This is a genomic window from Vandammella animalimorsus, from assembly GCF_002288875.1.
In the GTDB taxonomy this organism is placed as follows: domain Bacteria; phylum Pseudomonadota; class Gammaproteobacteria; order Burkholderiales; family Burkholderiaceae_C; genus Lampropedia; species Lampropedia animalimorsus.
In genome coordinates this window covers 32,261-58,223 of sequence record NZ_NTBH01000013.1, presented here as the reverse complement: position 1 = coordinate 58,223, position 25,963 = coordinate 32,261, and the positions used below count along the sequence as shown (strand labels likewise).

Genomic DNA, 25,963 nt, shown 5'->3' with positions numbered 1-25,963 from the left:
CTCCAAAATCAGTGGGGCGCGCATTATTCCATGAGCGCTGCATGGGCGCTCAAGGGACTGAAGGCTCAGCCCTGACTACGCAAGGCCAGCAGCCAGCGGTCCAGAATGCCTGCCACCAGCGCGGGTTGCTCCAGCGTGCTGAGATGGCCGCATTGGGGCACGATGTGCAGCTGCCGCAGCGGCGCGGCGGCGGCGCTGCCGCTGGCCTGGCGCGCCTGGTCGCCGGCCAGCAGCGCGGCGTGGATTTCCTCGGCCAAGGCCGGCGGGGTGAGCTGATCCTCAGCGCCGACCAGCACCAGGCTGGGGCAGCGGATGTGCGCCAGGCTGGGGCGCGAGTCGCAGCGCTGCATGATGGCCGTTTGCTGGCGCAGGTAGGCGGCCACGCCAGTGTCCTGCGCCATGGCTTGCACTGCGGCGCGCAGCGCCTCATCGTCGGCGCGGCTGGCATGTACGGAGCGCGGGAAATTCAGCTCGATGGCCAGGGCCAGCTTGTCCTGGCGGGCCAGCTCCATCACGCGCAGGCGCAGCGCGCGGGCCTCATCGCTGTCGGCGCGCGCCGAGGAGTCGAGGATGGCCAGCGCAGCCACCCGCTCGGGCGCCTGGCGCAGGATTTCAAAGGCAATGTAGCCGCCCATGGACAGGCCCATGAGCACGAAGCGCGGCGGCGCATCGCGCAAGATGGCGCGGGCCATCTCGGCCATGCTGTCGTGCTCGGTGGTCTGCGCCAGCGTCACCGGGCCATGGCGCCACAGCGTGGGCAGCTGCGGGGCAAACAGGGCGGGGGAGCAAGCCAAGCCTGGCACCAGCAGCGTGGGCAGGGTGTTGGCGATGGCTGGCGGCAGTGCGGGTGATGAGGGTGAGGTGGTGCTGGTATTCATGCGTTCATGCAAGGGCTGCGGCCAATTGCGCGGCAATTTCTGCGATGGAGTCGAAATAACCATCGGCGGCAACCTGCTCGATCGGCTCGCCATGATTGAAGCCGTAGCGCAGCAGGGCGATGGCGCAGCCGGCTGCGCGCGCGGCAGCGGCGTCGTTGGCTGAGTCGCCAATCATCAGCACCTGCTGCGGCGCCTGGCCCAGGCGCTCACAGGCCTGCAGCAGCGGGTAGGGGTCGGGCTTGCGCCGCGCGAAGCTGTCGCCAGCGTAGAGAAATTCGATCTGCCCGGCCAGGCCGGTGGCGTTCAGCAGCGGTCGGGCCAGGCGCATGGGCTTGTTGGTGACCACCGCCATCGGCAGGCCCAGCGCCTGCAGGGCCTGCAGCCCTTCGCGCACTCCAGGGTAGACCTTGGCATGTTCGTGGCCGGCATTGTCATAGCCGATGAAATACAGCCGCATGGCCTCATCGAAGCGCTGCGCCACGGCCTGCTCGTCATGCGGCAGACCGGCTTGAGCCAAGGCACTGGCCAGGATGCTGCGCACCAGGTGCTCAGAGCCCTTGCCGATGGTGCGTGCAATGGTGGCGCGCGTGGTGGGCGGCAGCTGCAGGCTGTGCAGCATGTGGCCCAGGGCCAGCTCGAACTCATCCAGCGTATCGATCAGGGTGCCGTCCAGATCCAGCAGGACGGCATGGATGGGGCGTGCGCCCAGCTGGGCGCGGGCGCTGCGGTGCGTGTGGCTCATGGCAAGCGGGGGCGGGCGGGTGGCGGCGAGTGGCGGCGTTTTGGCGCAAAAGTCTCATGGCGGCCTCATGGCGGCCGGGCTGCGCCGGGCGGCTGGCGATAATACGGCAATGGCTGTTGTAACCCTGAACAAAACCCCCTGGCACCACCATTTTCTGGGCGTGTTCCAGCGCTTTGATGGCTGGCTGATTGCCGCCATTTTGTTTTTGGCGGCCCTGGGGCTGATCGCCATGTATTCAGCCGGCTTCGACCATGGCGCGCGCTTTGGCGACCACGCGCGCAACATGGCGCTGGCTGCGGCGATTCTGTTCGTGCTGGCGCAAATCCCGCCCCAGCGGCTGATGGCGCTGGCCGTGCCTTTGTACCTGGCCGGGCTGCTGCTGCTGCTGGGGGTGGAGTTCTTCGGCATTGCGCGCAAGGGGGCGCAGCGCTGGCTCAACGTCGGCGTGGTGATCCAGCCCAGCGAGATCATGAAAATCGCCGCGCCGCTGATGCTGGCCTGGTGGTTCCAGCTGCGCCCCACGCCGCTGCGCGCCACGGATTTCGTCGTCGCCATGGCGCTGCTGGCCCTGCCTGTGGGGCTGATTCTGCGCCAGCCCGATCTGGGCACGGCCCTGCTGGTGCTGGGCGCCGGGCTGGCGGTGATTTTCTTTGCCGGCCTGCCCTGGAAGCTGGTGTTGCCGCCAGTGCTGCTGGCGCTGCTGGGCGTGGCGGCCATCATCGGCTTTGAGCCCTACCTGTGCCAGGACGGCGTGGATTGGGTGGTGCTGCACGATTACCAGAAAACCCGCGTCTGCACGCTGCTGGACCCGTACAACGACCCGCTGGGCAAAGGCTTTCACATCATCCAGGGCATGATCGCCATTGGCTCGGGCGGCATGTGGGGCAAGGGCTTCATGGCTGGCACGCAAACCCATTTGGAATTCATCCCCGAGCGCACCACGGACTTCATCTACGCCGCCTTTGCCGAGGAATTCGGCCTGCTGGGCACGCTGGCGCTGCTGCTGGGCTTCCTGTTTTTGATCTACCGCGCGCTGTGGATCGCCCTGCGCGCCAAGACGCTGTTCGGCCGCCTGATGGCCGCAGCCGTGGCGATGATTTTCTTCACCTACGCCTTCGTCAACATGGGCATGGTGATGGGCATCCTGCCCGTGGTGGGCGTGCCGTTGCCTTTCATCAGCTATGGCGGCACAGCCATGGTGACGCTGGGCCTGGCGCTGGGCATTTTGATGTCCGTGGCCCGCGACGCCGCCATTGTGCCGCCGACCATCGAGTTCTCGGCCCGGCGTTTGTGAGTGCCTGCCCGCGAATTCCTCGCGCCGCGTTTCCCCCAGAGTCGGGCCACTTCTGGCCCATGCGCACAGAGAATTTGAACAGGCACTGAGTGCCTGGTCTTGGACGCGATGCAGGGTCGCCTGGCGGCGCAAGCCCTGGGGCATGGCAAGCGTGCAAGCGCGCAGGTGCGCCCGGATAGGGCGCCGAGACAGGCCCTGGGCCTGGCGTGCACCAAAGTGAAGCGCGCGCCCTATCCTGGTGCGCAGCTGCGCCAAGATGCACGCGCAGGTGCGCGCTGCCATCTGCCCAGGCTGTGCGCTGGGCACAAGGCAGAAAGCCGCGCCTGTACAGGGCGCGGCGCCTGTTTTTGCTGCTTGCCTGGGGCCAGGCTGCCGCCCTGGCACGAGTTTTGCGATGGATGCACTCCGAACCCACTGAGTTTCCCCAGCGAACAGGAGTGCCCCATGGCAAGAACAATCGACGACGTTATGAAGATGGTGCAGGACAACGACATCAAGTTCGTTGATTTCCGCTTCACCGACACCCGTGGCAAAGAGCAGCACGTCACCGTGCCGGTGTCCCATTTCGATGAGGACAAGTTCCACAGCGGCCATGCGTTCGATGGTTCTTCGGTGGCGGGCTGGAAGGGCATTGAAGCCTCGGACATGTTGCTCATGCCCGACCCCGGCACTGCCAACATCGACCCTTTCTTCGAAGAGCCCACGCTGCTGCTCACCTGTGACGTGGTGGATCCGGCCGACGGAACTCCCTACGAGCGCGACCCGCGCAGCATTGCCAAGCGCGCCGAGGCCTATCTGAAAGCTTCCAGCCTGGGCGACACCGCCTACTTCGGCCCCGAGCCGGAGTTCTTCCTCTTTGACGGCGTGCGCTGGGAAAACAGCCCCGGCAAGGCTGGCTTCGAGATCGAGGAGTACGAAGCGCCCTGGAACACCGGCGCGCGGCTCGAAGGCGGCAACCGCGGCCACCGCCCCACGGTCAAGGGCGGCTATTTTCCTGTGCCGCCGGTGGACAGCACGCAGGACATGCGCGCCGAAATGTCGTTGGTGCTTGAGTCACTGGGCATCCCCGTGGAGGTGTTTCACCACGAAGTGGCTGGCGCAGGCCAGAATGAAATCGGCACGAAGTTCAGCACCCTGGTTCAGCGCGCGGACTGGACGCAGCTGCAAAAGTACGTCATCCACAACGTGGCCAACCTGTACGGCAAGACGGCCACCTTCATGCCCAAGCCCATCGTGGGCGACAACGGCTCGGGCATGCACGTGCACCAATCGGTCTGGAAGGACGGCAAGAACCTCTTTGCCGGCGAGGGCTACGCGGGCCTGTCGGACTTTGCGCTGTACTACATCGGCGGCATCATCAAGCACGCGCGCGCGCTCAACGCCATCACCAACCCCGGCACCAACAGCTACAAGCGCCTGGTGCCCGGCTTTGAAGCGCCGGTCAAGCTTGCCTACTCGGCCAAGAACCGCTCGGCCTCCATCCGCGTGCCCTTTGTCAGCAACCCCAAGGCGCGGCGCGTGGAAGCGCGCTTTCCCGATCCGCTGATGAACCCCTACCTGGGCTTTGCCGCGCTGCTCATGGCCGGGTTGGACGGGGTGGAAAACAAAATCCACCCCGGCGAGGCGGCCACCAAAGACCTGTACCACCTGCCGCCCGAAGAAGACGCGCTGATTCCCACCGTCTGCCACAGCCTGGACCAGGCGCTCGAAGCGCTGGACGCCGACCGGGCTTTCCTCACCAAAGGCGGCGTGTTCACCGACGCCATGCTGGATGCCTACATCGAGCTGAAGATGGGCGAAGTCACGCGCTTTCGCCAGGCCGTGCACCCGCTGGAATTCGAGATGTATTACTCGCTGTAAAGCCCTGGCGGCAAGGCTTGGGCCGCAGCGGCATTGCCAGCCGCCGCCAATCCGACCCACCGAAGCGCCCCACCGAAAACCGAACAAGAAGGAGTACGCCATGAGTCAGGCGTCTGAAGCGCAGCCACTGCGCCAGCAGGGTTTGTATGACCCATCCCACGAACACGATGCTTGCGGCGTGGGCTTTGTGGCCCACATCAAGGGCGCCAAAAGCCATGCCATCGTCACCCAGGCGCTGCAAATCCTGGAAAACCTTGACCACCGCGGCGCGGTGGGCGCCGACCCGCTGATGGGCGATGGCGCGGGCATTCTGATCCAGATCCCCGATGCGCTGTACCGCGCGGAAATGGCCGCGCAGGGCGTGGCGCTGCCGCCTGCGGGCGAGTACGGCGTGGGCATGGTGTTTCTGCCCAAGGAACACGCCAGCCGCCGCGCCTGCGAGCAGGAGCTTGAGCGCGCCATCAAGGCCGAGGGCCAGACGCTGCTGGGCTGGCGCGACGTGCCGGTAGACCGCGCCATGCCCATGAGCGCGGCGGTGCGCGAGAAGGAGCCCGTGATCCGCCAGGTCTTCATTGGCCGCGGCGGCGACGTGATCGTGCAGGACGCGCTGGAGCGCAAGCTGTACGTGATCCGCAAGACCGCCAGCGCCGCCATCCAGCGCCTGGGGCTCAAGCACAGCAAGGAATACTACGTGCCCAGCATGAGCAGCCGCACCGTGATCTACAAGGGCCTGCTGCTGGCCCACCAGGTGGGCACGTATTACCTGGACTTGCAGGATGCGCGCTGCGTCTCCGCCCTGGGGCTGGTGCACCAGCGCTTTTCCACCAACACCTTCCCCGAGTGGGCGCTGGCGCACCCCTACCGCTACGTGGCGCACAACGGCGAGATCAACACCGTCAAGGGCAACTACAACTGGATGCGCGCGCGCGAGGGCGTGATGCGCAGCCCGGTGCTGGGCGATGACCTGCACAAGCTCTACCCCATCAGCTTTGCCGGCCAGTCCGACACGGCCACCTTCGACAACTGCCTGGAGCTGCTGACCATGGCGGGCTACCCGCTCAGCCAGGCCATGATGATGATGATTCCCGAGCCGTGGGAGCAGCACGCGGGCATGGACGCGCGCCGCCGCGCCTTCTACGAATACCACGCGGCCATGCTGGAGCCGTGGGACGGCCCGGCATCCGTGGTTTTCACCGATGGCCGCCAGATCGGCGCCACGCTAGACCGCAACGGCCTGCGGCCCTCGCGCTACTGGGTCACCGACGACGACCTGGTCATCCTCGGCTCCGAAGCGGGCGTGCTGCCCATTGACGACAGTCGCATCGTGCGCAAATGGCGCCTGCAACCGGGCAAGATGCTGCTGATCGACCTGGAGCAGGGCCGCATGATCGACGACGAGGAGATCAAGGCCGGCGTGGCCGGCGCCAAGCCCTACCCGCAGTGGATCGACAACCTGCGCGTGCGCCTGGACAGCGTGCCCGCCCCGGCCGCTGTGGCCGCCGCGCCGTTGCCTGCGCACGCACTGGCGCTGCGCCAGCGCCAGCAGCTGTTCGGCTTCACGCAGGAAGACCTCAAATTCCTGCTCGCGCCCATGGCTGCACACGGCGAAGAAGGCATTGGCAGCATGGGTAACGACAGCCCGCTGGCCGTGCTCTCGCCGCGCAGCAAGCCGCTGTACAACTACTTCCGCCAGCTCTTCGCGCAGGTCACCAACCCGCCCATCGACCCGATCCGCGAGGCCATCGTGATGAGCCTGGTGTCCTTCATCGGCCCCAAGCCCAATTTGCTGGACATCAACCAGGTCAACCCGCCGATGCGGCTGGAGGTGCGCCAGCCCGTGCTGGACGCAGCCGATATGGCCAAGCTGCGCGACATTGCCGCGCTCACGCACGGCAAGTTCAAGAGCGCGGTGATCGACATCACCTACCCGCTGGCCTGGGGCCGCGACGGCGTGCAGGCGCGCCTGGCCTCGCTGTGCGCGCGCGCCGTGGACGCCGTGCGCGATGGCGCCAACATCCTCATCGTCAGCGACCGCGACGTGGCCGCCGACCGCATCGCCATTCCGGCGCTGCTGGCGCTCTCGGCCATCCACCAGCACCTGGTGCAGGCGGGCTTGCGCACGGCCACCGGCCTGGTGGTGGAAACCGGCACCGCGCGCGAGGTGCACCACTTTGCCGTGCTGGCTGGCTACGGCGCCGAGGCCGTGCATCCCTGGATGGCCATCGAAACCCTGCACGACATGCATCAGCCCCTGACGGGCGCGCTGGCGCCTGAAAAGGCGGTGGCCAATTACATCAAGGCCGTGGGCAAGGGCCTGTCCAAGATCATGTCCAAGATGGGCGTGAGCACCTACATGAGCTACTGCGGCGCGCAACTGTTCGAGGCCGTGGGCATCAACGCCGAGACGGTCAGCCAGTACTTCACCGGCACCGCCAGCCGGGTGGAAGGCCTGGGCGTGTTCGAAATCGCCGAGGAAGCCATCCGCCTGCATCAGGCCGCCTTCGGCCACGATGCGCCTGCCTCCGGGCCTTCCGCCGCGCCGCGCATGCTGGATGCGGGCGGCGAATACGCCTGGCGCGCGCGCGGCGAGGAACACATGTGGACGCCCGACGCCATCGCCAAGCTCCAGCACAGCACGCGCGCGGGCAGTTTTGCCACCTACCAGGAATACGCCCGCCTCATCAACGACCAGAGCCGCCGCCTGATGACGCTGCGCGGCCTGTTCGAGTTCAAGACCGACCCGGCGCGCGCCATCGCGCTGGAAGAAGTCGAGCCTGCCAGCGAAATCGTCAAGCGCTTTGCCACCGGCGCCATGTCGCTGGGCTCGATTTCCACCGAGGCGCACGCCACGCTGGCCGTGGCCATGAACCGCATTGGCGGCAAGAGCAACACCGGCGAAGGCGGCGAGGACGAGCGCCGCTACCGCCAGGAGCTCAAGGGCATCCCCATCCGCGCGGGCGAAACCCTGGGCAGCGTGATCGGCGCGGAAAACGTCGCGGTGGACTTGCCGCTGCAAGATGGCGACTCCTTGCGCAGCCGCATCAAGCAAGTGGCCTCCGGGCGCTTTGGCGTCACCGCCGAATACCTGGTCAGCGCCGACCAGATCCAGATCAAGATGGCCCAGGGTGCCAAGCCCGGCGAAGGCGGCCAGCTGCCCGGCGGCAAGGTGTCCGACTACATCGGCCGCCTGCGCCACAGCGTGCCCGGCGTGGGCCTGATCTCGCCGCCGCCGCACCACGACATTTATTCCATTGAAGACCTGGCCCAGCTCATCCACGACCTGAAGAACGTGGCCCCGCACGCGGACATCAGCGTCAAGCTGGTCAGCGAAGTGGGCGTGGGCACCATCGCCGCTGGGGTGGCCAAGTGCAAGGCCGATCACGTGGTCATCGCCGGGCACGACGGTGGCACCGGTGCATCGCCCTGGTCCAGCATCAAGCACGCGGGCAGCCCGTGGGAGATTGGCCTGGCCGAAGCCCAGCAAACCCTGGTGCTCAACCGCCTGCGCGGGCGTGTTCGCGTGCAGGCCGACGGCCAGATGAAAACCGGGCGCGACGTGGTCATCGGCGCGCTGCTGGGGGCCGACGAATTCGGCTTTGCCACCGCGCCGCTGGTGGTGGAAGGCTGCATCATGATGCGCAAGTGCCACCTCAACACCTGCCCCGTGGGCGTGGCCACGCAAGATCCGGTGCTGCGCGCCAAGTTCGCTGGCAAGCCCGAGCACGTCATCAACTACTTCTTCTTCGTGGCCGAGGAGGTGCGCCAGATCATGGCCCAGCTGGGCGTGCGCACCTTTGACGAGCTGGTGGGGCGCAGCGACCTGCTGGACATGCGCCAGGGCGTGGCGCACTGGAAGGCCAAGGGGCTGGACTTCTCGCGCCTGTTCGCCCAGCCCAGCGTGGGCGATGAGGTGCCGCGCCGCCACGCCGAAGCGCAGGACCACGGCCTGACCAATGCGCTGGATCACCGGCTCATCGAGCGCAGCCGCCCGGCCCTTGAAAAAGGCGAACGCGTGCGCTTCATCGAAGCCGCGCGCAACGTCCACCGCAGCGTGGGAGCCATGCTCTCGGGCGCGCTCACCCGCCTGCACCCGGAGGGCCTGCCCGATGACAGCATCCACGTGCAGCTCGAAGGCGTGGGCGGCCAGTCCTTCGGCGCCTTTCTGGCGCGTGGCATCACCCTGTACCTGATCGGCGAGGCCAACGACTACACCGGCAAGGGCCTCTCGGGCGGCCGCATTGCCGTGCGCCCCAGCCTGGACTTTCGCGGCGAGGCCGCGCGCAACACCATCGTGGGCAACACGGCCCTGTTCGGCGCCACCAGCGGGCAGGCCTTCTTCGCTGGCGTGGCTGGCGAGCGCTTTGCCGTGCGTCTGTCGGGCGCCACGGCGGTGGTCGAAGGCGTGGGCGACCACGGCTGCGAATACATGACCGGCGGCACCGTTGCCGTGCTCGGCAAAACGGGCCGAAACTTCGCCGCCGGCATGAGCGGCGGCGTGGCTTACGTCTATGACGAAGATGGCCTGTTCGCCAGCCGCTGCAACACCGCCAGCGTCAGCCTGGAGCGCGTGCTGCCGCACGACGAGCACGAGGCGTGCATCGACCGCGCCATCTGGCACCAGGGCCAGAGCGACGACGCCCAGCTGCGCGCCTTGCTCGAAGCGCACCACCGCGCCACCGGCAGCCGCCGCGCGCGCGAGCTGCTGGACAACTGGCAGGCCGCGCGCAGCCGCTTCGTCAAGGTCTTCCCTCACGAATACCGGCGCGCCCTGGCCGATCTGCACGCGCGCCGCCAACGGGTGCCCGCCCTGGCCGCTGAAGCCGCTCCCAAGGACGGGTCAAAGAACAGCGCCAAGGCTGCCCCCCGCGCCAGCGGCCAGCGGGCCTGAGCCTGTGCCTGCCTGCCCGCACCCACCAAAAAGGAACCACGATCATGGGAAAACCCACCGGCTTTCTGGAATACCAACGCATCGAGCCCGGCTACCTGCCCGTGCAGGCCCGGCTGAAGCACTACAAGGAATTCGTCATTGCCCTTGACGACGCCCAGGCCCAGACCCAGGGCGCGCGCTGCATGGACTGCGGCACGCCGTTTTGCAACCACGGCTGCCCGCTGGGCAACGTCATCCCGGACTTCAACGACCTGATCTACCGCCAGGACTGGGCCAGCGCGTTGGAGGTGCTGCACAGCACCAACAACTTTCCCGAATTCACCGGCCGCATCTGCCCTGCGCCTTGCGAGGCCGCCTGTACCCTCAACATCCACAACCAGCCCGTAGGCATCAAATCCATCGAGCAGGCCATCATCGACCACGCCTGGGAAGCCGGGGCGGTGCCGCCCCGGCCTGCGGCCCGCAAAACCGGCAAGCGCGTCGCCATTGTCGGCGCCGGCCCCGCCGGGCTGGCCGCCGCGCAGCAACTGGCGCGCGCCGGGCATGCTGTCACCCTGTTCGAGAAAAACGACCGCCCCGGCGGCCTGCTGCGCTACGGCATCCCCGACTTCAAACTCGACAAAAGCCACATCGACCGCCGCATTGCGCAAATGCAGGCCGAAGGCGTCACCTTCCGCACCGGTGTGCTCGTTGCAGGCCCCGACGGCCTGGGCGCGGGCAGCAAAGTCACCAACTGGGCCGGTGAAACCATCGCTCCCGAAACCCTGATGGCCCAGTTCGACGCCGTGCTGCTCACCGGCGGGGCCGAGCAAAGCCGCGACCTGCCCGTGCCCGGCCGCGAGCTGGACGGCGTGCATTTCGCCATGGAGTTCCTGCCCCAGCAAAACAAAGTCAACGCGGGCGACGCGCTGCCCGGCCAGATCCGCGCCGAGGGCAAGCACGTCATCGTCATCGGCGGCGGCGACACCGGCAGCGATTGCGTGGGCACCAGCCGCCGCCAGGGCGCCGCCGAAGTCACCCAGTTCGAGCTCATGCCCATGCCGCCCGAGCAGGAAAACAAAGCCCTGACCTGGCCCTACTGGCCCCTCAAGCTGCGCACCAGCACCAGCCACGAAGAAGGCTGCACGCGCGAATTCGCCATAGCCACCAAGGCCTTCGTGCCCGGCAAAGGCAAGGACAAAGGCCGCGTTGCCGCCGTCAACACCGTGCGCGTGCAATGGCAAGACGGCCAGATGCGCGAAGTGCCCGGCAGCGAGCAAATCCTCAAGGCCGACCTGGTGCTGCTGGCCATGGGCTTCGTCAGCCCCGTGCCCAGCGTGCTGGCCGCCTTTGGCGTGCAAACCGACGCGCGCGGCAACGCCCAGGCCAGCGCCGAGCCCACCGGCGGTTACGCCACCAACGTGCCCAAACTCTTCGCTGCAGGCGACATGCGCCGCGGCCAATCGTTGGTCGTCTGGGCGATCCGCGAAGGCCGGCAAGCCGCCCGCGCCGTTGACGAGTTCCTGATGGGCTTCAGCGACCTGCCTCTTTGATGCATTCGAGGATCGCCCTTTGGGCGACAGGCGTGAAGCGCCGCCTGGCCTGCGGCGCGAGGATCAGCTGCCGTCATCCAGCCCCAGCGCCTGGAGCTTGCGGGTGAGGGTGTTGCGGCCAATGCCCAGGCGTTGCGCGGCTTCGATGCGGCGTCCCTGGGTGCTGGACAGGGCGGCGCGCAGCAGTTGCGCTTCTGCGCGGTGCATGAGCTGTTCCCAGACATTGGGCTGGCCCTGGGCCAGCAGGGCCAGGGCATGGCCGTGCAGGGCTTGCTCCCAGGCCGTTTCATGGGGGGCGCTGGCAGCGCTGCCAGCGTTGGTGGCAGTGTTGCTGCCGTTGCCCGATGGCAGGGCATGGGCGGACTCGGGCGTTGGCTGCGCCAGCGGCGTCGCCTGCGCTGCCAGCACCTCGGGCGGCAAGTCCTTGGCTTCGATGACGGTGGCGGGGGCCATGACGCTGAGCCAGTGGCAGATGTTTTCCAGCTGGCGCACGTTGCCGGGGAAGTCGAAGCTCTCCAGCTGCCGCAGCGCGCCTGGGCTCAGGCGCTTGGCTTCCATGCCCAGTTGCTGGGCGCTGGCGCGCAGAAAGTGCTGCGCCAGCGGGGCGATGTCTTCGCGGCGTTCGCGCAGCGGCGGCAGGCGCAGGCGGATGACGTTGAGACGGTGGAACAAGTCGGCGCGGAAGGCGCCGGCGGCCACGCGCTGCTCCAGGCTCTGGTGCGTGGCGGCGATGACGCGCGCCTGGGCCTTGATGGGGCTGTGCCCGCCCACGCGGTAGAAGTGCCCGTCAGAGAGCACGCGCAGCAGGCGCGTTTGCAGCTCCAATGGCATGTCGCCGATCTCGTCCAGAAACAGCGTGCCGCCCTCGGCCTGCTCGAAATGTCCTCGCCGCAGGGCCTGCGCGCCGGTGAAGGCGCCGCGCTCGTGGCCGAATAGCTCGCTTTCCAGCAAATCTTTGGGGATGGCGGCGGTGTTGATGGCGATAAAGGGGCCGTCCGCGCGCGGCGAGTGCCGGTGCAGTGCGCGCGCCACCAGCTCCTTGCCGCTGCCCGATTCGCCGGTGATGAGCACCGTGGCATGGCTGGCCGAGAGACGGCCAATGGCGCGAAACACTTCTTGCATGGCGCTGGCCTGGCCCAGCATTTCAGGCGCGGCGGGGGCGGGCGGCTGGGTTTGCGGGGGGTGCGGGTTTTTCTGCATGGCGCGGCGGATCAGCGCCACGGCCTGCGGCACGTCGAAGGGCTTGGGCAGGTATTCGAATGCGCCGCCCTGAAAGGCCGCCACGGCGCTTTCCAGATCGGAATAGGCGGTCATGATGATGACCGGCAGGCCGGGCAGCCGGGCCTTGATCTGCGCCAGCAGCTCCAGCCCGGAGCCGCCGGGCATGCGGATGTCGCTGACCAGCGCCTGCGGCGCCTGGCCGGTCGCGTCCTTGGCGGCCTGGGTCAGCGCCTGAAGCGCCTCGCCTGCATGGCTGAAGCTGCGCGTGGGCACGCGCTCGCGCGCCAGCGCTTTTTCCAGCACGAAGCGGATGGAGGGATCGTCGTCCACGATCCAGACGGAGGGCGGGGCAGTGGCAGCGTGGGCGGTCATGGGCCGGGGTGTCAGGGCAGGGGAAGGAGAAGGCAGAAATCGGTCTGCCCGGGCTGGCTGTGCAGCTCGATCAGGCCACCGTGCTGTTGCACGAAGGTTTGCGCCAGCGCCAGGCCCAGGCCGGTGCCATCGTCGCGGCCCGAGACCAGGGGCAGGAACACCCGGCCGCGAATGGCCTCGGGCACACCGGGGCCGTTGTCGATGATGTGCAGCCGCAGGGCCAGCCGGTGGCGGGTTTTGCCGATGGTGATTTGCCGTGCCACGCGGGTTTTGAAGCGAATCAGCGCATCGCCTGCCGCGCGGCGCGCGGCCAGCGCCTGCGCGGCATTGCGCGTGATGTTGAGCACGGCCTGGATGAGCTGTTCGCGGTCGCCATGCAGGGGCGGGATGGAGATGTCGTAATCGCGCTCCAGCCGCAGCCCCTGGGCAAACTCGGCCAGCACCAGGGCGCGCACGCGCTCGCATACTTCGTGGATGTTGACGGGCGCCAGCCGCTGGCGGTGGCGGTGCGGCTCCAGCAGGCGGTCCACCAGCGCTTGCAGGCGGTCGCACTCGTGGATGATGACCTGGGTGTACTCGCGCAGGCTGGGGTCGTGGTTTGTTTCCATCTCCAGCAGCTGTGCCGCGCCGCGAATGCCACCCAGCGGGTTCTTCACCTCATGCGCCAGGTTGCGCAGCAGCTCCTTGCTGGCTTGCGTCTGGTCCAGCAGACGCTCCTCGTGGTCCTGCCGCGCTTGCTGGGCGCGCGGCAGGCATTCGAGCAGAAACTCCCCCTCGCACTCGCCTGCGGAGATGGTCACGTGCACCGGCAAGGCTTCGCCGCCGGGGCCGTGCAGCTCATCGTCGTAGCGCAGCGAGGCGAACGCCTGCTGTGCCACCCCTTGCAGCGCGCCGCGCAGCGCCGCCGCATCGCCAGCGAGATGAAACACCGGTTGCCCCACCAGGTGCTGACGCGAGAGGTGCAGCGTATCTTCCAGCGCGGCGTTGACGAACAGCACCCGGCCGTTGCCATCGACCACGGCCAGCAGCGTGGCCAGGGCGTCGAAGGCTTGAAAGCGCCCGATGCGGGAGCGAGGGGCAGATGAGGGCATGTCGAAGGGCGGGTGATGGATCTTTGCGGGCCCACAGTGCTTGGGGACGAGGGCAGACTCAGCGCATGCCGATGGGCAGCTCCTGGCCTGGCAGGTGGTAGGTGCTGTGCAGTTCTTCTTCGGGCAGCAGGCTGTTCCAGGCCGTGGGCAGGAAGGATTCGGGCGGCAGTTGTGACAGGCCGTCCTCCTCGCCCAGCACGTGGTGGCCGGCACGGATGGATTCGATGTCGCCCAGCTCGTCGTGGAAGATGGTCACCACGTTGGATTGCTGCAGGCGGTCGAACATGGTGCGCGAGACTTCAAAGGCGCGCATCAGGCGTCGCTCTTCAAGTTCTTGGGCGTTCTTTTTCGAGCGCGCGCCCAGCAGGCGGATCAGGCTGGCCCACAGCGCCATGATGAACAGATCCAGCAGCAGCAGGGCGCTGTAGACCAGGGCGATGATGCCCATGCTGCGCAACAGGTGCGCCAGCATGCTCAGCCAGCCGCCGTGCTCTTTCTCGGGGTGGCCGCCGATATAGAGCACGGTGGCGTAGATCAGCCCGGCCCAGATCAGCAAGGTGATGAGGGTTTCGATGGCATAGCGCGGCGAGCGCGTGTCCGGTTGCAGCACCAGGCGCTGGTGCGTCAGGTACGGTGGCAGCGCTGCCGGGCCGATGGCCGGCGGCAGGTTGCGGTAGTGCTTGTGGCGGCGGCTTTCAGCCATGGGCAATCCCCCTGTCGGGGCTGGTCCAGCGGGCGCGCCTTTGGCTTTTGCGCAGCATGACCTTGGGGTAGCTGGCCAGGGAGGTGAGAAAGCCGATCAGCCAGAACGCGGCCGGGTACCAGACGGTCCAGATCAGCGTGCCGCCGTGGCCGCGTTCGTAGCGGCGCTCGATCAGCAGGCTGACCAGCATCTGGATCAGGCAGGCCAGCGCCAGGATGACGCCGGTGAAGGCCGTGGGTGCCAGCGCCGGGTGGTGCCAGCTGGCCGGCAGGGGCAGCAGCCAGTCCACGATTTGGAACAGCAGGGTGTAGAACAGGCAGAAGGCCCAGAAGGTGGACAAGGCAAACTCGGCGGCCAGGCCCCACATGTGGCGGTGTTTCCACTGCGCCAGCACAGGCAGGTTCTTGATGAACACTTCGGCGCCGCCCTGTGCCCAGCGCAGGCGCTGGCGCCACAGGCCCTTGATGGTTTCGGGCATGAGGATCCAGCACAGCGCGCGCGGCTCGTAGAAGGTGCTCCAGCCGCTCATTTGCAGCTTCCAGCTGATGTCGATGTCCTCGGTGATCATGTTGCTGCTCCAGTAGCCGGCCTGGTGCAGGGCGCGCTTGCGGAAGGCCGCAGCCACGCCGGAGACGGTGAAGATGCGACCGTAGATGCGCTGCGTGCGCTTGATCAGGCCGATGATGGAGGAGAACTCGCCCACCTGGATGCGGCCGATGAGGGTGCTGCGCGTGCGGATGCGCGGGTTGCCGGTGACGGCGCCCACGTGCGCCAGGTGCAGCATGGGCGCGACCATGTAGGCGGCGCTGTCGGCGGCCAGCATGGCGTCGCCGTCGATGCAGACCAGGTATTCGCTGCGCGCGGCCAGTGCGCCCATTTGCAGCGCGATGGCCTTGCCCTGGTTGCGCGCCAGGTGGATGACGCGCAGCTTGGGGTTGAGCGCTGCCATTTCGTTGAGGATGCGGGCCGTGCCGTCCTTGGAGCCGTCGTTGACGGCGATGACTTCGATGTGGCGGTAGCGCTGCGTCAGCGCCGCGCCGATGGTGTCGCGCACATGCTGCTCTTCGTTGAAGCAGGGCACGATGATGGAGATGAGCGGGTTGCCCGGCAGCTGCGGGGGCGGCATGCGCTCGCCCCAGGGCCAGTGGCGCTCCCAACGCCACCAGAACAGCAGCCCGCCGGAGACCCAGATGCAGGACATGAACAGCGGGTAATAGAGCACGAAGCTGAGCACGGCCTCCAGGCTGAAGAGCCAGGCGGCCAGCAGCGGGCCCAGCAGCATGGCCAGCAGCGCGGGGATGGTCAGACTGCGGCGATTCATGGCGCGGGGAACCAGTACAGCGAGAAGTGGCGGCGCAGCATGCCCTGCGGCGGGTGCTCGCCGATGAAGTCGTCGGGGTAGTAGCCCAGGTGCTGCGCGCCCTGCATGCTCAGGCGGCGCAGCCATTGCGCCAGCCGCTCGGGGGCGATGGCGCGCTCGGCGCCGCTTTTGCGCCAGTCCACGCTCTGGATTTCAAAGATGGTTTTGTCCAACGCGCCTGGGATGCGGGCGGCGCTGGCCACGACCTGATCCAGCCAGGGCAGGATTTTCGCCTCGGGCACCTGCTCCATCAGTGGCATGACCATCGGCGCGACCCAGTCGTAGGCGGACAGAGCCTGCTGGTAGTTTTGCGCGAACCAGCGCTCGCTCTCGGGCTGCAGCAGGGTATTGACGTAGAGGTTGCGCGCGCTTTGCACGCCAGCGCCGCGGATGGCGCGCACGGTGTGCATCAGCTCCAGCGTGAAGTCGGTCAAGGCCTTGGTCTTGAAGCGCATCCAGCGCTGCTGCTCGGGCTGCGAGGCATCGGTCTTGGGGAAGGGGCCTTCGAAGCCGGCGGCGCGGTAGGCCGCCAGCGCCGGCGCGCTCACGTCCTCATCCTCGCGCAGCAGCGCGTCGTCGTGGAACACGATGCCGGAGAAGGGCGCGTGCCAGGCCAGATCGGCATACAGGGTCTGGATGGCCTGGCGCACGCGCGGATCGAACAGCGACAGGCGCGGGTAGTCCTGCCCGCTGTCGTGCGGCGGCGGCGTCTTGCCCTGCAGCTGGTCGGGCTGCGGCGGCTCGGCGCGGGCGATGCGCGGGTAGCTGCTGTCCAGGTTGAAGCTCAGCACTGGCATCCAGGCAAAGACCTTGACCCCGGCGCGCGAGCGCAGCTGCCAGGCCACGCGGTTGAACAGGTCGGCGCGCATGGGCAGCACGCGATTGGGGAAGTACACGGAGCGCACCAGCCCGTCGCCTTCGGGGTCGGCAAAGGCCTGCAGGTATACGGTGGTGATGCGCAGGTCGTGGATGCGTTGCACCAGCTGGCTGAGGTTTTTCTCCTGCTGGGCGGGGTCGGGGTCGTAGATGTAGTCCAGATCGACGTGGGTGATGCGCTGCGGGCTGCGCTGCTGGATGTTGACGATGGCCGAGGCGAACTGCTCCAGGCTCTGGTCCTCGCCCACCAGAAAGCGCGGGATGTTGTCGAGCTGGCTGGCATGGGCCAGCCCTTCATCAAGGCTGAATGAAAGACGGTAGCCCTGGGCCTTGGCCAGCGCCCAGGCCTTGCCATTCATGGCGCCGTAAGGCCAGACCCAGGCGCGCGGGGCCTGGCCGGTGGCGGCTTCGATGTTGCGGCTGATGGCGCGGATGTCGGCATCTAGGCGCTGCTCGAACTCGGCCGGGGTTTCATAGCGTTGGCGGCTCGGGTCGTAGCGCAGGGTGGCTGCCGCTGGCTGGGTGTTGCCCTGCGGGTTGGCCACATGGCCGAAATGCAGGTTCTGCGTGTGCGCGGCGATCTCCACCAGGCCGCTGGCGTGCATTTCGCGGATTTCTTCCCAGTTGCTGAAGTGTTTGCGCGGCACGTTCAGGCCGCCGAAGTCGATCTCCGGCTGTGTATCGGGCGCGCCGACCCAGTGCCCAACCGGGGCCAGCAGGGCGGGCCATTGGTAGCTCTTGAGCAGCGGGAAGACGCGGGTGTAGAAGCTGCGGTAGCCGTCGTCAAAAGTCAGCAAGATGGCCTTGGGCGGCAGCGGCGTCTTGCCCTCGTGCGCATCGAGGATTTGCTGCACGGATACGGCCTGGTAGCCGTTTTCGCGCAGCCAGGCCAGCTCGGCCACGAGCTTGTGCGTGGTCACGGCCAGAAAGCGCTGGTCGGCCTGGATGTCATCCACATCGTGGTAGGACAGCACGATGAAGCTGTTGTGCGGCCAGGGCTGCTCGCGCGCGGGCAATGGGCGGCTTTGCACGGCGCTGAACACCGGCTCGCCCGCATGGGCCCGCTGCGCTGGCAGCAGCATTGCGGCCAGAGCCAGCAGTGCGAAGACGGCTGCGGCGCCGAGCCAGCGCAAGCCAGTAGCCCTCACGGCAAGACGCATGGCAGGTGGGGTCGGGGCAAAACAGAACATGGCAGTCGATACAAAGGGTAGGGGCAGGCAACGCCAGGTTGCTGCCTGCTCTGGAGTTAAGCGGATGCCACTTGCGTGGGCTTGGGCGGCCCGCGTCAGAACCGGTGCGAGAAGCCGATGTTGAAATACAGCGCTCGCTCGCGCACGCCGTCATAAGGGCGCCAGCTCAGGCCGGTGTTCCAGTCCAGCGAGGTGGTGTCGTTCCACTTCCATTGCTGGCCATAGCGCAGACGTTGATACCCGCCGCTGCCAAAGCCGTGCTGGCTGTAGCGCCCGGCAGCCAGGTGCAGCTCGTGACGCCAGACCTGTTCATAGCGCCGGTGCAGGATGTGGTAGGCCGTCAGGCCAGGCAGGATGCTCCAGTCGCGCTGCGGGGCGAAGTAAGGCCCTTGGCCTGGGCGGGTGTTGCGGCTGTGCGAGAGCTCCAGCCCGGCATCGAGTTGCAGGTGCGCGGCAGTGAACAGGCGCTGCTGGCCGTCGATGAAATAGCTGGTGCGGCGGTTGCCGTCGCTGAAGTCCATGGCCTCGGCCGTCAGGCCCAGGCGGGTACTTTCGTGCGCGCGCCATTGCAGGCCCAGGGCCAGTTCATCGGCGGTAATGCCCGCGCGCAGCGCGCGCAGCGGCGTCTCGATGCTGTTGCGCGCAGCGCGGCCCTGCAGCTGCCAATGGTCGTCCAGGTCGTGGCGCGCGGTCAGGCGCAGGCCAGCGTGGGTGCGTTGCGCAGCGCGCAGAGCGGAGAGCTCGAACTCGGCCTGGGTATCACGCCAGTGCCATTGGGCGCCAGCGGCCAGCTGGTGGTAGCGGCCCTTGCCTTCCAGGTAGTTGCCGCTGCTGTGGCGCGCGGCGGCAAACAGGCGCCAGCGCTCGTGCAGCGGCGCCGAATAGCCCAGCAGGGCGTAGCGGGTGGCGCCTTCGCCGATGGCAGTGGGGCTGTCCGAGTCGCGGTATTCGGCGTTGAATTGCACCATGGGCATGCGCGCCACCTGCCACTGGCGCAGGGCGCGCTGCACGCGCGGCTCCTCTGGGTAGCGCTGCTGCGCGTGCTCCAGCAGGGCCTGGGCCGTGGACCAGTCCTGCAGCTCCTGGGCCACGCCGGCTTGCTCCAGCAGCAGGCCCAACTCATGCCCATCGCCGGAGGTGTGCTGGATGATTTTCAGCTCCTCGGCGGCGCGGCGCGGCCAGCCGCGGTTGCGGTAGGTGCTGACCAGGCCCATGTGGGTGTGCGAGTCGCCCGGCCCCAGGGCCATCAGCTCCTCGAACTGCGCCTGCGCCTGCGGCAGCCGGCCAGCGTACAGCTCGGCGGCGGCCTGCTCGCGCCGCGTGGCGCTCCAGTCGGAGCTGGGCAGCGGGTTGGGGTTGCCAGGGATGCGGCTTTCGGGCGAGGTCTGTGCCAGGTGCTGGCGTGCCAGTGCGCGTGCGGCGTCAAGCTGCTCGGTTTCCACCCGTGCATAAAGCCGACCCGTGAACAAGTCCTGGGGTTGCGGGGCCGCGCCGGCGGTGGCGGCCCGGCGCTGGGCAATGCCGTCGTAGATGCGCAGCGCCTCTTCAGGCTGGCGGGTTTCGAGCAGGGCTGCGCCAACCTGCATCAGCGCGTAGTCCGGCAGCTCTGGATCCTGGGCCTGCAGCGCGGCGTATTCGTCCAGCAGCGCCTGGGCCTGGCGAGCCTGCCACAGCGCAACGAGGCGATCGGTGCGCACGCGGCGGATGTCGCGCTGCAACGCCTGGTGCTCGGCCGAGCCAGGCGCGCTGGCCTGCAGCGCCTGCTGCCATTGCGCCAGCAGCTGGGCGTAATAGTCCAGCGTGCGGCGCTTGCGGGCCTGGTCTTCGGCGTGGGTGCCGCTGGCGGCTTCGCCAATGCGCACCAGCTCGGCGCCGTAGTCGGCCTGCAGGCTGCGCACCAGGGCGGCGTCGGCCTCGGCAGGGCGGGCGGTAGTCAGGTATTGCAGCGCGCGCTCGGGCATGCCTGCCGCGCGCAGCGCATGCAGGTAATGGTTTTGCGCCTGGGCGTTGTCGGGCGCCAGCTCGATGGCGGCGCTGGCGTATTGCAGCGCGTCATAAGGCTGCTGCGTGATGCGGGCCACGTAGCTGCGCGCCAGCAGCAGCGGCAGGCGCTGCTGCGCGAATCGCTGTTCAAAGGCATCGAGCTGGGCGCTGGCCTGAACCGCATGGCCGCCTTCGGCCAGTGCGTAGGCGGCGGCCAGGTACCAGTCGCTGTGCTCAGGATCGCGCTGGATGGCCGCATCCAGCAGCGAGGCGGCCATGTCCCAGTGCTTGAGGTTGCGGTAGGCGCGCCCCACGGCGGCCAGGCTGGCGGGCTCGAGCCGCACGCGCTGGCGGTGCTGCTGGTAGATGGCCAGGGTTTGCTGATCCTGGCCGGCCCAGCCGCTGATGAGAAGCCAGTCATTGACGTGCCGAGCGCTGAGGTTGCCCGGAGGCTGTGCGGCAAAGTGCGCCAGTGCAGGCGCGGTCTGGCCTGCGCGGGCCTGATGGATCAGGCTGTCGTAGTGGGCATCGGCCAGTGCGGGCACGGCGGCGCAGCCCAGCGCCGTTGCTGCGGCAAGGCTGCGCAGCAGGCGACTTGATAGAGAGGGAATTCGTCGAGACATGGGGCATTGGCCGCAGCTGCGGTGGCTGCCAGGCCTGCGGTTATTGATTGGCACCGCCGCGCGGAGTGTCATTGCCGGAATGCGGCGCGGTCGCTCAATGACTGTTTATACCTGCAAAAGCTTTTGCGGGCTGAACCCAAGCTGTTGTGTTGGGCCTGCATGGTCTGGCGAATGTTGCGTTTGTCGTCAAACTGGCGGGGGCTTGGCCTTTCGGGAAGGCAACAGCTCGGGCTGGGCCGCGCGGGGCGTGGGTTGCAGCGCCGTGGCTGCGGCGCTGGCCGGCTGGGGGCGCCACTGCGGGCCAATCAAGCGCGCGCCGTGCACTTTTTTGACGGCCACGATGAAATAGACGCCGCTGAACACCGGCAGGCGATCTTGCAGCAAGCGGTCGATCCATGCCAGGCGCTCATACCACTGTGGCCGGTGGCCGTTGGGGATGTGGCAGCCGAAGAACTGCTCCTGCAGCTCCAGGCCCAGCAGCGTCAGCCAATCGCGCAGACGCTGGTGGCCAATGGCCGCGCTGGCCGGTTGCACGCGGCGCGGCGCACGCGCGCCCAGCAGCAATCGCGCCGGGTTGAAGCCGCTGATGATGAGCCGACCTTCCGGGCGCAAAGTGCGCGTGGCCTCGCGCAGCACGGCGTGGGGTTGGCAGCTGAGCTCCAGGCCATGCGGCATGACGATCAGATCCAGCTGGTTGTCTGCAAAGGGCAGGGCCTCGGGCGCGGCGTACAGATCGGCCGCTGCGTCGCCGCCGGGCCACTGCGGCGCCAGCCGCCAGGTGTGCGCAATGCGGCTGGTCTGCAGCGCGGCGATGCTGGCCACGCCGATGTGCAGCGCGTAGTAGCCAAAGACGTCCTGCACGGCGTGCGCATAATGGCACTGCTGCCACTGGCGCACGTACAGGCCGGCGGCGCTTGTCTGCAACCATTCGTCGAAACGGGTCTGTGGCATGGCCATGGGAAAACAACTGCATTGGCGCGCGATCGAGGCGCTTTCCGATAACTACATCTGGCTGTTGCATGAAGCCCAGGAGCCGCGCGGGCCGCAGGCGCAGGCCGTGGTGGTGGACCCTGGCGATGCCCAGCCGGTGTTGCGCTGCCTGGCGCAGCAGGGCTTGGTGCTGCAGGCCATTGTAGTGACCCACCACCACGCCGATCACACGGCCGGCATTGCCGCGCTGCAGGCCGCGCACCAGGTGCGCCACGGCGCGCCGCTGCCGGTGTATGGGCCAGCGGCGGAGGCCATTGCTGGCGTGAACCGGCCCGTGCAGGATGGCGATGCCGTTGAGCTATTGGGGCTGCGTTGGCAGGTGCTGGCCGTGCCAGGCCATACGGCCGGACATGTGGCCTACTTCGTGCCGGCCGCGCCCTTGGCCGAAGGCCTGCGGCCCATGCTGTTTTGTGGCGATACGTTGTTCTGCGCCGGTTGTGGTCGCCTGTTCGAGGGCACGGCCGAGCAGATGCTGCATTCGCTGCAGCGCCTGGCGCAGCTGCCTGCAGATACGCTGCTGTGCTGCGGCCATGAGTACACGCTGGCCAACATGGCCTTTGCACAAGCGGTTGAGCCTGATAATGTGCAGTTGGCCGCCGCCTTGCAGCAGGCGCGCGCGCTGCGCGCGCAGGGTCAGCCCACGCTGCCGGCCATGCTGGGGCAGGAGCGCCAGATCAACCCTTTTTTGCGCAGCCGCGAGCCGGCCGTGCGCCAGGCTCTGAGGCATTTTCTGCAGGGCCAACAGCCCGTTGAGGAGCCGCCGCCGCAAGACGATGCGCAGTGGTTTGCGCTGCTGCGGGCCTGGAAGAACCAATTCTGAAGACAGTGAGCGGTGTGAATTTCGTAACGGTATGGGCGCGCGTGCGCTTTGGGCTGGCCTTGGCAGGGGCCTGTGTGTTGGTAGGCTGCAGCACGGTGCAGGCCCCGCTGGGCGATGACGCAGCGCAGGCGCGAGCGGCGCAGTCCGGCGAGCTCTCGCCCATCGAGCATGGCCGCTTGCAGTCCTTGCGCGTCAATGGCCTGGAGCCGCCGCGCGACGTGTGGCAGCGCATGCGCGCGGGCTTTGCCATGCCCGATCTGCAATCGCCGCTGGTGCATGACCGCGAGCAGTGGTATGCCAGCCGGCCCGACACCATGCTGCGCATGAGCGAGCGCTCGCGCAAATACCTGTTTCACATCGTTGAGGAGCTCGAGCGCCGCGGCATGCCCACTGAGCTGGCGCTGCTGCCTTTCGTCGAGAGTGCCTACAACCCCGGTGCCGTCTCCAGCGCCAAGGCCGCTGGCATGTGGCAGTTCATGCCGGCCACGGGCACCTATTTCGAGCTGCGCCAGAATGCCTTCCGCGATGACCGGCGCGATGTGCTGGCCTCCACGCGCGCTGCGCTGGATTACTTGGAAAAGCTGCACGGCATGTTCGGCGATTGGCACTTGGCGCTGGCGGCCTACAACTGGGGCGAGGGCAGCGTGCAGCGGGCCAGGGCAAAAAACCAGAACCAGGGCCTGGGCGTGGGCTATCTGGACTTGCGCATGCCCGAGGAAACGCGCTGGTATGTGCCCAAGTTCCAGGCGTTGAAAAACATCGTGCGCGATCCTGAGCGCTTTAACGTCGTGTTGGCTGATATCGGCAACCATCCCTATTTCGAATCGGTGGAAATCCGTCGTGACATCGATGTGGCCCGAGCCGCGCAGCTGGCTGGCATCAGCGAGGCGGATTTCCGGCTGCTCAACCCAGCGCACAAGGGCCCGGTCATTTTTGCTGCGGCCACCTCGGAAATCCTGCTGCCCTGGGACAATGCCGAGTTCTTCAAGAACAACCTGGCCCAGCTGCGCGATGCGCGCCTGGCCAGCTGGACGGTCTGGACTGCGCCGCAGCGCATGGAAGTGGCCGACGTGGCCAAGAAAGTCGGCGCCGACGAGCAGGCCATCTTGAGCGTCAACCGCATCCCCAAGGGCATGCTGATTGAAGCGGGCGCAGCCCTGCTGGTGCCGCGCTCGGCCTCGCTGCTGGTGGATGTGGCCGCCGAGATTGCGCAAAGCGGCCAGCTCAAGCTCGCCCATGCACCCAGGCCGCAGCCCGCGCTGCGCCGCAGCAGCGCAGTTGTTGTGCGCAAAGGCGATACCCTGGATGCTGTGGCGCGCCGCCATGGAGTCAGCGTCAGCGACCTTTACAAGTGGAATCAGCTGGGCCGCAATGCGCGCCTCAAGGCCGGTCAGAAGCTGGTGCTGTACCAGGCCGCCCCCCTGGGCGTGCGCAATGCCAAGGCCGCAGCCAGCGCGAAAAGCAATGGCAACGGCAATGGCCGCAAGGCCGCGAACGGTAAGGCCACGGGTGGCAAGACTGCGAACAGCACTGTGAACAGCAAGGCCAATGCTGCCAACGCCAAGTCGCCTGGCAAGGCCGCCAGCAAGGTAAACAGCAAAGCCACCAGCAAGGCCGCTGGCGCGAGCAAGAACGCCAGTGCCAACAAGGCGGCTGCAGGCAAATCATCGACCAGCAAGCCAGGCACCAAGGCCCAGGCCAGCCAGGCGCGCAGCAGCAAGGCCAAGACCAGCAGCGCCGCTAAGCCGGGCAGCACAGGCAAGACCGCCCAGGCCAAAAGCAAAAGCACGCGCCGCTGAGTCAGGGGCGGCACTGCGGCTGGGGCAGGGCGCGCCCAGGCCAAAACAAAACAAAAAACGCCAGCCGCGCGCATGCACGGCTGGCGTTTTTTGTGGGCCGGCGGCTGGCTTGCAGCAGGCGCTCAGTGGCGGAAGTGGCGCACGCCGCTGAAGACCATGGCCACGCCGCGCTCGTTGGCCGCGTCGATCACCTCCTGGTCGCGCATGCTGCCGCCGGGCTGGATGACGCACGTTGCGCCGTGGTCAATCACCACGTCCAGCCCGTCGCGGAAGGGGAAGAAGGCGTCGCTGGCCACGGCCGTGCCCGCCAGCGATAGGCCGGCGTGCTCGGCCTTGATGCTGGCGATGCGCGCCGAGTCCAGGCGGCTCATCTGGCCTGCGCCAACACCCATGGTCATGCCGCCCTTGCAGAACACGATGGCGTTGCTCTTGACGAACTTGGCCACCTTCCACGCGAACAGCAGGTCTTGCAGCTGCTCGGGCGTGGGCTGCTTCTGGGTGACGACTTTCAAATCGGCCAGCGCCAGCGCGTGGTCGTCGGCGCTCTGGATCAGCAGGCCGGAGCCCACGCGCTTGTATTCCAGCCGGTTGGCGCAGGTGGGCGCGCCCTCGGGCAGCGCGATTTGGAGCAGGCGCACATTGGTCTTGGGCTTGAAGATTTCCAGCGCCTCGGGCGTGAAGGCAGGCGCCATCAGCACCTCGACGAATTGCTTGACGATCTGCTCGGCCGCCGCGCCGTCCAGCGGGCGGTTGAGCGCGATGATGCCGCCGAAGGCGCTGGTTGGGTCGGTCTGGAAGGCCTTGGCGTAGGCCTCGGCCGCATCCTTGCCCACGGCCACGCCGCAGGGGTTGGCGTGCTTGACGATGACGCAGGCCGGCGCGTCGAATTGCTTGACGCATTCCCAGGCGGCGTCGGCGTCGGCGATGTTGTTGTAGCTCAGCTCCTTGCCTTGCAATTGCTGGCCGGTGACGATGCTGCCGGGCACGGGCTGCGGGTCGCGGTACAGCGCGGCCTGCTGGTGGGCGTTTTCGCCGTAGCGCAGGTCTTGCACCTTGATGAAGGCGGGGTTGCTTTGCGCCGCGAACGCCGTGCGGGCGGGCGTGCCGTTGATCTGGCTTTCGTCGAAGGCGATGGACGAGAGGTAGTCGCTGATGGCCGCGTCGTACTGCGCGATGCGGTTGAAGGCCGCCACCGACAGGCCAAAGCGCGTCTTGTCGCTGAGCTGGCCGCCGCTGGCCTGCAGCTCGGCCAGCACGGGGGCGTACTGGCTGGCATCGGTCAGCACGGCCACGTGCTGCCAGTTCTTGGCGGCGCTGCGCACCATGGCCGGGCCGCCGATGTCGATGTTCTCGATCGCATCGGCCAGCGTGCAGCCGGGCTTGGCCACGGTGGCCTCGAAGGGATAGAGGTTGATGACCGCGAGGTCGATGGTGCCAATGCCATGCTCGGCCAGCGCGGCCATGTGCGCGGGCACGTCGCGCCGCGCCAGCAGGCCGCCGTGCACGGCCGGGTGCAAGGTCTTGACGCGGCCGTCCAGCATCTCGGGAAAGCGCGTGAGCTCGGCCACCTCGGTCACGGGCAGGCCGCTTTCGGCCAGCAGCTTGGCCGTGCCGCCGGTGGAGAGCAGGCGCACGCCTTGCGCATGCAGCGCCTGGGCGAATTCCACAATGCCGGTTTTGTCAGAGACGGAGAGCAGGGCAGTCAGAGTCATGGGCTTCGAACGCAATATGGGGGGCAGAA

Annotated in this window: 16 protein-coding genes; 6 read left to right on the top strand and 10 right to left on the bottom strand. The window is 67.6% G+C overall.

Annotation, left to right across the window (positions count from 1 at the left end; genetic code table 11):
• Nucleotides 1-65: 65 nt before the first annotated feature.
• Both CLI93_RS14125 and gph read right to left on the bottom strand, forming a co-directional pair.
• On the bottom strand, nucleotides 66-878 hold the full coding sequence (locus CLI93_RS14125; protein ID WP_172424359.1) for an alpha/beta fold hydrolase: 813 nt from the start codon (nucleotides 876-878) through the stop codon (nucleotides 66-68).
• A gap of 4 nt (nucleotides 879-882) precedes the next feature.
• Nucleotides 883-1,620 carry a phosphoglycolate phosphatase gene (gene gph / locus CLI93_RS14120; RefSeq protein ID WP_095543449.1) on the bottom strand — a complete coding sequence of 246 codons (738 nt, stop codon included), beginning with the start codon at nucleotides 1,618-1,620 and terminating at the stop codon, nucleotides 883-885.
• Nucleotides 1,621-1,729: 109 nt separating this feature from the next.
• Between gph and rodA the strand changes: the two genes are divergently transcribed.
• The 4 genes from rodA to CLI93_RS14100 all read left to right on the top strand — a co-directional run bounded on the left by rodA (nucleotide 1,730) and on the right by CLI93_RS14100 (nucleotide 11,194).
• Nucleotides 1,730-2,914: a rod shape-determining protein RodA gene (gene rodA / locus CLI93_RS14115; RefSeq protein WP_095543463.1), complete on the top strand. Its 1,185-nt coding sequence runs from the start codon at nucleotides 1,730-1,732 to the stop codon at nucleotides 2,912-2,914.
• A 444-nt stretch (nucleotides 2,915-3,358) separates the two neighbouring features.
• The gene (glnA, locus tag CLI93_RS14110) at nucleotides 3,359-4,774 is read left to right on the top strand and encodes a type I glutamate--ammonia ligase (RefSeq protein ID WP_095543464.1); all 1,416 of its coding nucleotides are present in this window, start codon (nucleotides 3,359-3,361) and stop codon (nucleotides 4,772-4,774) included.
• Nucleotides 4,775-4,874: 100 nt separating this feature from the next.
• Entirely contained in the window at nucleotides 4,875-9,662 is a 4,788-nt protein-coding gene (locus CLI93_RS14105; protein WP_095996022.1) for a glutamate synthase-related protein, read from the top strand.
• Nucleotides 9,663-9,706: 44 nt separating this feature from the next.
• Nucleotides 9,707-11,194 carry a glutamate synthase subunit beta gene (locus tag CLI93_RS14100; RefSeq protein WP_095996021.1) on the top strand — a complete coding sequence of 496 codons (1,488 nt, stop codon included), beginning with the start codon at nucleotides 9,707-9,709 and terminating at the stop codon, nucleotides 11,192-11,194.
• 63 nt (nucleotides 11,195-11,257) lie between these two features.
• On the opposite strand, the gene ntrC is transcribed toward CLI93_RS14100, so the two are convergent.
• The 7 genes from ntrC to CLI93_RS14065 form a co-directional block, all read right to left on the bottom strand.
• Nucleotides 11,258-12,787 (bottom strand): nitrogen regulation protein NR(I), encoded by a 1,530-nt coding sequence (ntrC, locus tag CLI93_RS14095; protein ID WP_095996020.1) that lies wholly within the window; start codon nucleotides 12,785-12,787, stop codon nucleotides 11,258-11,260.
• An 11-nt stretch (nucleotides 12,788-12,798) separates the two neighbouring features.
• Nucleotides 12,799-13,878, bottom strand: coding sequence for a nitrogen regulation protein NR(II) (gene glnL, locus CLI93_RS14090; RefSeq protein WP_095543453.1), 1,080 nt, complete (start codon nucleotides 13,876-13,878; stop codon nucleotides 12,799-12,801).
• A gap of 58 nt (nucleotides 13,879-13,936) precedes the next feature.
• Nucleotides 13,937-14,581, bottom strand: a complete 645-nt coding sequence (locus CLI93_RS14085; RefSeq protein ID WP_095543454.1) for a PgaD family protein — start codon at nucleotides 14,579-14,581, stop codon at nucleotides 13,937-13,939.
• Nucleotides 14,574-15,902, bottom strand: coding sequence for a poly-beta-1,6-N-acetyl-D-glucosamine synthase (gene pgaC, locus CLI93_RS14080; RefSeq protein ID WP_095543455.1), 1,329 nt, complete (start codon nucleotides 15,900-15,902; stop codon nucleotides 14,574-14,576). Before pgaC ends, CLI93_RS14085 begins: the two co-directional genes overlap by 8 nt.
• Nucleotides 15,899-17,977: a poly-beta-1,6-N-acetyl-D-glucosamine N-deacetylase PgaB gene (gene pgaB / locus CLI93_RS14075; RefSeq protein ID WP_172424360.1), complete on the bottom strand. Its 2,079-nt coding sequence runs from the start codon at nucleotides 17,975-17,977 to the stop codon at nucleotides 15,899-15,901. Before pgaB ends, pgaC begins: the two co-directional genes overlap by 4 nt.
• Nucleotides 17,978-18,102: 125 nt before the next feature.
• The gene (gene pgaA / locus CLI93_RS14070) at nucleotides 18,103-20,613 is read right to left on the bottom strand and encodes a poly-beta-1,6 N-acetyl-D-glucosamine export porin PgaA (protein WP_172424361.1); all 2,511 of its coding nucleotides are present in this window, start codon (nucleotides 20,611-20,613) and stop codon (nucleotides 18,103-18,105) included.
• A gap of 186 nt (nucleotides 20,614-20,799) precedes the next feature.
• Entirely contained in the window at nucleotides 20,800-21,564 is a 765-nt protein-coding gene (locus CLI93_RS14065; RefSeq protein ID WP_172424362.1) for a class I SAM-dependent methyltransferase, read from the bottom strand.
• Between the two features lie 4 nt (nucleotides 21,565-21,568).
• Here CLI93_RS14065 and gloB point away from each other — a divergent pair, with 4 nt between their 5' ends.
• Nucleotides 21,569-22,423: a hydroxyacylglutathione hydrolase gene (gene gloB, locus CLI93_RS14060; RefSeq protein WP_095996023.1), complete on the top strand. Its 855-nt coding sequence runs from the start codon at nucleotides 21,569-21,571 to the stop codon at nucleotides 22,421-22,423.
• Between the two features lie 14 nt (nucleotides 22,424-22,437).
• Nucleotides 22,438-24,222, top strand: a complete 1,785-nt coding sequence (locus CLI93_RS14055) for a transglycosylase SLT domain-containing protein (RefSeq protein ID WP_238945843.1) — start codon at nucleotides 22,438-22,440, stop codon at nucleotides 24,220-24,222.
• A gap of 122 nt (nucleotides 24,223-24,344) precedes the next feature.
• On the opposite strand, the gene purH is transcribed toward CLI93_RS14055, so the two are convergent.
• Nucleotides 24,345-25,934 (bottom strand): bifunctional phosphoribosylaminoimidazolecarboxamide formyltransferase/IMP cyclohydrolase, encoded by a 1,590-nt coding sequence (gene purH / locus CLI93_RS14050; RefSeq protein ID WP_172424292.1) that lies wholly within the window; start codon nucleotides 25,932-25,934, stop codon nucleotides 24,345-24,347.
• Between the last annotated feature and the right edge of the window lie 29 nt (nucleotides 25,935-25,963).

Excerpts from the sequence above, each read along its gene's own strand:
- CLI93_RS14125 (WP_172424359.1), bottom strand. The coding sequence starts at position 878 with ATGAATACCAGCACCACCTCACCCTCATCACCCGCACTGCCGCCAGCC.
- gph (WP_095543449.1), bottom strand. The coding sequence starts at position 1,620 with ATGAGCCACACGCACCGCAGCGCCCGCGCCCAGCTGGGCGCACGCCCC.
- rodA (WP_095543463.1), top strand. The coding sequence starts at position 1,730 with ATGGCTGTTGTAACCCTGAACAAAACCCCCTGGCACCACCATTTTCTG.
- glnA (WP_095543464.1), top strand. The coding sequence starts at position 3,359 with ATGGCAAGAACAATCGACGACGTTATGAAGATGGTGCAGGACAACGAC.
- CLI93_RS14105 (WP_095996022.1), top strand. The coding sequence starts at position 4,875 with ATGAGTCAGGCGTCTGAAGCGCAGCCACTGCGCCAGCAGGGTTTGTAT.
- CLI93_RS14100 (WP_095996021.1), top strand. The coding sequence starts at position 9,707 with ATGGGAAAACCCACCGGCTTTCTGGAATACCAACGCATCGAGCCCGGC.
- ntrC (WP_095996020.1), bottom strand. The coding sequence starts at position 12,787 with ATGACCGCCCACGCTGCCACTGCCCCGCCCTCCGTCTGGATCGTGGAC.
- glnL (WP_095543453.1), bottom strand. The coding sequence starts at position 13,878 with ATGCCCTCATCTGCCCCTCGCTCCCGCATCGGGCGCTTTCAAGCCTTC.
- CLI93_RS14085 (WP_095543454.1), bottom strand. The coding sequence starts at position 14,581 with ATGGCTGAAAGCCGCCGCCACAAGCACTACCGCAACCTGCCGCCGGCC.
- pgaC (WP_095543455.1), bottom strand. The coding sequence starts at position 15,902 with ATGAATCGCCGCAGTCTGACCATCCCCGCGCTGCTGGCCATGCTGCTG.
- pgaB (WP_172424360.1), bottom strand. The coding sequence starts at position 17,977 with ATGCGTCTTGCCGTGAGGGCTACTGGCTTGCGCTGGCTCGGCGCCGCA.
- pgaA (WP_172424361.1), bottom strand. The coding sequence starts at position 20,613 with ATGTCTCGACGAATTCCCTCTCTATCAAGTCGCCTGCTGCGCAGCCTT.
- CLI93_RS14065 (WP_172424362.1), bottom strand. The coding sequence starts at position 21,564 with ATGCCACAGACCCGTTTCGACGAATGGTTGCAGACAAGCGCCGCCGGC.
- gloB (WP_095996023.1), top strand. The coding sequence starts at position 21,569 with ATGGGAAAACAACTGCATTGGCGCGCGATCGAGGCGCTTTCCGATAAC.
- purH (WP_172424292.1), bottom strand. The coding sequence starts at position 25,934 with ATGACTCTGACTGCCCTGCTCTCCGTCTCTGACAAAACCGGCATTGTG.